This is a genomic window from Pleionea sp. CnH1-48, assembly GCF_024124665.1.
GTDB lineage: Bacteria > Pseudomonadota > Gammaproteobacteria > Enterobacterales > Kangiellaceae > JAMXSB01.
In genome coordinates, this window is sequence record NZ_JAMXSB010000031.1 from 1 (window position 1) to 5,327 (window position 5,327).

At 41.6% G+C, this 5,327-nt stretch carries 6 protein-coding genes; 5 read left to right on the forward strand and 1 reads right to left on the reverse strand.

Features of this window, described 5'->3' with window-relative positions:
* Both NH399_RS25160 and NH399_RS25165 read left to right on the forward strand, forming a co-directional pair.
* Positions 1 to 1,799: hypothetical protein (locus tag NH399_RS25160; protein WP_253044269.1), on the forward strand; the 1,799-nt coding region annotated here is incomplete at its 5' end.
* Positions 1,799 to 2,185 (forward strand): hypothetical protein, encoded by a 387-nt coding sequence (locus NH399_RS25165; RefSeq protein ID WP_253044271.1) that lies wholly within the window; start codon positions 1,799 to 1,801, stop codon positions 2,183 to 2,185. The genes NH399_RS25160 and NH399_RS25165, both read left to right, overlap by 1 nt.
* A 505-nt stretch (positions 2,186 to 2,690) precedes the next feature.
* Here NH399_RS25165 and NH399_RS25170 read toward each other — a convergent pair.
* Positions 2,691 to 3,608 carry an integrase core domain-containing protein gene (locus tag NH399_RS25170; RefSeq protein ID WP_253044273.1) on the reverse strand — a complete coding sequence of 306 codons (918 nt, stop codon included), beginning with the start codon at positions 3,606 to 3,608 and terminating at the stop codon, positions 2,691 to 2,693.
* A gap of 141 nt (positions 3,609 to 3,749) precedes the next feature.
* On the opposite strand from NH399_RS25170, the gene NH399_RS25175 reads away from it, so the two are divergent.
* From NH399_RS25175 to NH399_RS25185, 3 genes are all read left to right on the forward strand, one after another.
* Entirely contained in the window at positions 3,750 to 4,022 is a 273-nt protein-coding gene (locus NH399_RS25175) for a hypothetical protein (protein WP_253044275.1), read from the forward strand.
* A gap of 232 nt (positions 4,023 to 4,254) precedes the next feature.
* The gene (locus NH399_RS25180) at positions 4,255 to 4,530 is read left to right on the forward strand and encodes a hypothetical protein (protein ID WP_253044277.1); all 276 of its coding nucleotides are present in this window, start codon (positions 4,255 to 4,257) and stop codon (positions 4,528 to 4,530) included.
* Positions 4,531 to 4,636: 106 nt separating this feature from the next.
* The coding region (locus tag NH399_RS25185) for an RHS repeat protein (RefSeq protein ID WP_253044279.1) at positions 4,637 to 5,327 on the forward strand (691 nt) is incomplete at its 3' end.

The following is a 5,327-nucleotide window of genomic DNA, read 5'->3' on the forward strand; positions in this document are numbered from 1 at the left end:
TTCTCACACAAACGGGCCGCTCAGTGATATCAGCAGGAGCCGCGCATTTTGTGATAAAGAATACTTATCAGGCAGGTCAATGGCAAAACCGACAGGTCTTGGCGAATGCTTTTGGTAGTGCGTTAGGCAATGCGATTGTTGAGGATAGGATACATCATGCAGAAGCTGCGATAGCCACGAAAAAAGCTTATGAGAACAATCAACGTCTGTTGGACCAAACACAAATAGCGCAAACGCATGCAGACATTAATGAGGTTGCGAATAGTATTGCTGAAGCTTCTCAAAGCAATATTGCAGGCGGGTTATCGGATGATATGAGTCAGGTTGCGGCAGCTGGTGAAGCAGCAACAGCTGAACGCCGACAAGAACAAATTGCTGCTCGTACCAAGGCTGAGAATACTTATGGTGCACAGGCTGAACAGTTGGCAAATGAACGCAGTGCGCAACAGGCTGATTTAGAACGAAGACAACGATTGATGGCAGAGCGAACCAGCAATCGCCCACCGGTTGAGTTCTGGAATGATGGAATGAGGCATCAGATGGCGCATGAGGAGTTGGTTAGAAATACCGCGCATTTATCGCCTTATAGCTTTGCGACCGATGGCGGTAATGTACCTTTCTTCTTGAGTCAAACGGTGGTTGAGCAGATGCCGAGAGTGGCGACGCCAGAGACTGGGTTTAAAGTTGATGCAAGTCAGCTTGTGGACTTTACCAGTGCTGCACTTAAATCTGCTGGCGGTTTGCTAGGCGAGGCGAAGCAGTACTTCTTAGAGAGTGCAATGAACTACCGAACGAATGAGGGTGGAGTCATTGGTCATTCTAAAGCCGCTAGAAACGAAATCTGGGCAGCTGGAGTCAGTCTATTGGATGGTGGTTTGGGTCTGTTAGACATGACCTTACAAGCTAATGCTGTTTTCTATGGTACTGCCATAGAAGATACGTTAGGAGTGAGTGTGTTTAGTGACTTAACGCAGCGGCAAGATCGGTTATTTAGTGGCACCGAACAAGTGCTTGAGATGGCTAAATATCACTATGGTGAGCTACTATTTAATCGAGATTATCGTTCAGAGTTAGGAACCGAGGGAGCGAATTTCATTTATGATTTCGCGACAGGCGATGTTAAGGCAGCACAAAAGGTTGTAATGGGATCGACAGAAGCCTTATTGGGAGCGATTCCGTTTTCAAAAGTATCTAGGCTTTCTAGGGCCGCTGGCTCTGATGGCGTGGATTTCTCAAAATTGACGCTAACGCCTGCTGATAAGATTAACTATAATGGTGTTGGGTTAGTTGGGAAAGCTGAGGGTAGTGGATATCATATTGGTGCTGCTTGGGATGCCCCAACGAATACAAAATGGAATCCTTCTGCAAAAAGTCAAAATTGCGTTGCTTGTGTTAGCTCTTATATAACAGATAAAACTAATATGCCATTTAGAACTGCTGATGATGTTGAGAGAATAATTGCTTCGGTTGATCCTTCTCGTAATTTGCAGTTGGTAGAAGCAACGAAAATTATTCGAAAAGCTACGGGGGCAGATAATACTTTTGTTAAATCTCCATTTTTTGCAGATGCGCCAGAAGGCCATTATGCTATGTTTATTGGGCCAGCAAAAGATAAGTTGGCACATGTATTTCATGCTGAAAAGCTGGCAGATGGCGGGGGGGTAAGAATGTTTGACCCTCAAAATGGACAAGTTGTTAACGTAGAAGATTTAGTTTCGTTAAGGTTAAAATGGGGTGGTAGAGCAGATGCGACCATAGTCCCAATGTTTATAAAGCCAAATAGTATAGGAGCACAGTGATGAATAACGAAATTAAAAATGAGTCGAATTTATGTTTCGTGTGCTTGCAAGAGTCATTAGATCCGAAGGTGTGCAGTCATTGCGGTGCTGAAATTGATACTGTTATTAACGACGAATTTCAATTTCAACCTCCTCAATTAGTTAGAGTAACGGTAGACTTAAGTCGAGTGAAGACGTTTAGTAGGGAAGAGTTGATGAAAGAAATTGAAAATGTTGAAGTTACTTATAAAGATAACTTTAAAGTTAAGGAATACTTGAATATAGTTGAAATTGAGTGTAATAGTTTAGCGGAGGAAAGGTTGGTAAATCAATTAGAGCTTCAGCCCTTAATTGATAGCAAGATTATATTAAGAGATATTTTGCCTGACGTCCCGTCCATAGAATGATCGGCAGTGTCCGCATCATTTGAGACGAGGGTGTTCAATATTCTGTGTCACCTAAGTGAAGCACGATCGCTTCAATTTTCTTGAGCGGTGGACAAGTCGATTTAATGTAACCCACCGCACAAGTCGTCAGTTTATTTGAATGCCTTTCAAAGGTCCAGATATTGCTCTAATCGACCTTCGAAGTGAATGGCCATTTGTGAGAGGGTTAAATTCCAGTTCTGCACCGGGTGTGTTGTCCCGTCCACAGAATGATCGGTAGTGTCCGCATCATTTGAGACGGGTTTTCACTTAAAACTCGATCAAAATAGCATCGGATTTTAAGCTTTGAGATAACAATCTCATGTTAAAAATACCGAATTTTCAGGATTCGATCATTTTTAACAACGCTCTTTAACAATTTGGCGTATTTTAGCCACAAGTTATCAGGACAGTTGAGTTATCGACTGTCCTGATTTCGTTTTGGATGGCTATTTTTATGCGGCAATAATGGCGGCCATTTTTTCGGTCACTCTCGCGGTATATAGTAACCGCGTAATAACCCGCGCCATTTATCAAACCATTGTGCCTTTTCTCGGTTGGAATGTTTAGTGCTATCCCAACATTGGGTCGGTGTTTTTCCATCCAGATAATCATGTGTTCTAACATGGTTGTACCAAAATCGAAAGGTGTTGAGTTCGTTATTTAGATGGTTTTGGTTATCAAAAAGTAGCGTCCGAGTCTTGGATTTCAATGTTCCAAAGAACCTTTCTACTTTTCCATTCTGCCAAGGAGCAGCAACCTTGGTTCGTTGGTGCTTTATGTTTAACAATGTAAAAGCCGTTGTCATTAACCTTGAGCAAAAGTTGATTTCATTATCGGTTCGTATGTTTTTAGGAAAGCCAAACTGTTTAATTGTTTGGATAAGTGATAATAAAATGCGAGTTGAGGATTTGTTATCTAATACTTCGAGCTTTAAACAGGCTCGGGTAGCGTGTTCGATAATGGCCAGTATTATTTGTTGTTTTTGGTCTACGGTAGTAATGTAAGTTAAGTCCATCGCCCAGGTGGTATTCTTAGGGACTGGTTTTGGCCTTTTATGTTTCAAGTTTCGTTTGAGTGCCTGGATATCATAAGCATGTTTATTTCGTAAGTTGTAAACATAGGTTTTACTGACTGTCTCTTTGCTTCCATGCAGTTCATTAAATAGGTCTGCCAGTTTTCGACATCCGGATTGCGATGACATCAATGCAACTAACCGAATCACTTCATTAACAACCCACTCTGGTTTCTTTCTATTCTTTCGATAAACGGACTTTTCTGGCTGAGTGACTATTGGTTTCTTGAAAGCCGTGAAGGGGCGGTGATTGGTCTCGCCTTTTAAATAATAATAGAGAGAAAACATACTAATTAAAGCGATGAATAATAATGAAAGTACCAACAACATAAGTCAGTCAACAAAGGGAATGGGGCATACTGTCTTATCCATGTTTGTGTTAAAAAGTTTAGGTTGAATATTGCTCAATGTTTGAGAGGCATCGTGTTGTAAAATAGAACGTAGTATTTTTACTTAACACGGGCTAACAATATGAAAATCAACTTTACGAAAAAAGAATATGGCCAACTTATCGAGATGGTGTTTTTAGCGGACTGGATGACATCGGCACACATAGACGATGATACTCAGGGGCCGTACTATGAGCTCGCTCAAAAATTGTATGCTTATGCGAAAGACTTCGGTATGGATGATAAGATTGAGTTTGTTAAAGCCTTGAATTGCTATTGTGAAACCGCTCAATTTGAAGAGCCATTATTAGATATCATTGATGCTTATGGTGAGCGAGTATTGGAAGATGGATAACTGCGATAAATAGCAGTGCCGTCTATGGTGTTATAAAAGCTGCATTTTTATAAATAATAACAATAAGTTAAAGTGAGTTTTCTCTCTTTGTAAACACCGCTTTATGTTACAATAACTACTCAGTCAATTAGCTTTTTACACGAGCTTTATTGATTGGTATTTTAGGTGCGGATGAGAGTGCGCCAACACTCCCACCCGCTGTTCAAATAACCTAATGCGAGGTTACTTAAACATGAAGCATGATAATCAAGTTACACAAGAAAGTACAAATTCTTCTCACAGGCCCCAGCTCAATCACCTTGAGATTGATGATTTAATGATGGGGCAAAGTCTCGAAGAGAATCTATTTAAAGTCCAATATGTTCTGGCGGTGATTCAACAGGGCTTTACACCACCTGGTTCCGATATTCCCATTAAAGAAAGTGCGGTTGCAGGTTTAGATTTTTTACTTGAATATTCGCAGCGATTAATTGAAGTCGAGATTGATCGACTGAGTGTGTCAGTTTAACAAAATTATTTCCTTTAAAGAAAGGCAGGCGTCTGTCTTTCTCCTATCTCTAAAAGTTTCTAACTAATACTCGCTCCCTCGTCAAATCAAAGTCACTTATCCTTTGGTGACTGAGTACGAAACGGTGATCCCGAAAAACGGACCACCCATGACGGTTGAAACGCACACCCGTCATACGACGGAAACTGCCTACGATGCCTTTGGTAATGCGGTGGCTCATAAAGATGCGCGGGGTAACTTCAGTTACAAAGCTTACGATGCTTTGAATCGTGAGACCTATGCCATCAATGCCGAAGGCTATGTGACCCAATACGATTATGATGCTTATGGTAATCAAACCTTAGTTACCCGTTATGCCGGTGCTTTGCAAAACTTTGCAACGAATGGCTTGAATCAACTGCATTCAGAAGTCAGTACGAAAACGGCGTTATCGGGTATTGAGTCGCAAGGTAAGCGTCAGGTGGTGAATGTCTATGACGTAGGCAATCGTGTCATTGAAGTCCAACAAACCGCAGTAGAAACGTTTGATGTTGAAGTGGGTAAAACCCATTCTCAATCACCCGCCACGGTTTATGAATACAACGCCTATGGCGACATCATTAAAACGTCGCAATTAGTCCGTTATGTGTCTGCTGCCAACAACAATGGTACAGAAGTTAAAGAGTGGGCCGAAAGTTACACCTACTACGACACCTTGGGCCGCAAAACCTATGAGGTGAACCCGGAACGTTACTTAACCCATTACGATTACAACGCGTTTAATGAAGTAGAGCGAACCACCGAATACGCAGTGGCTT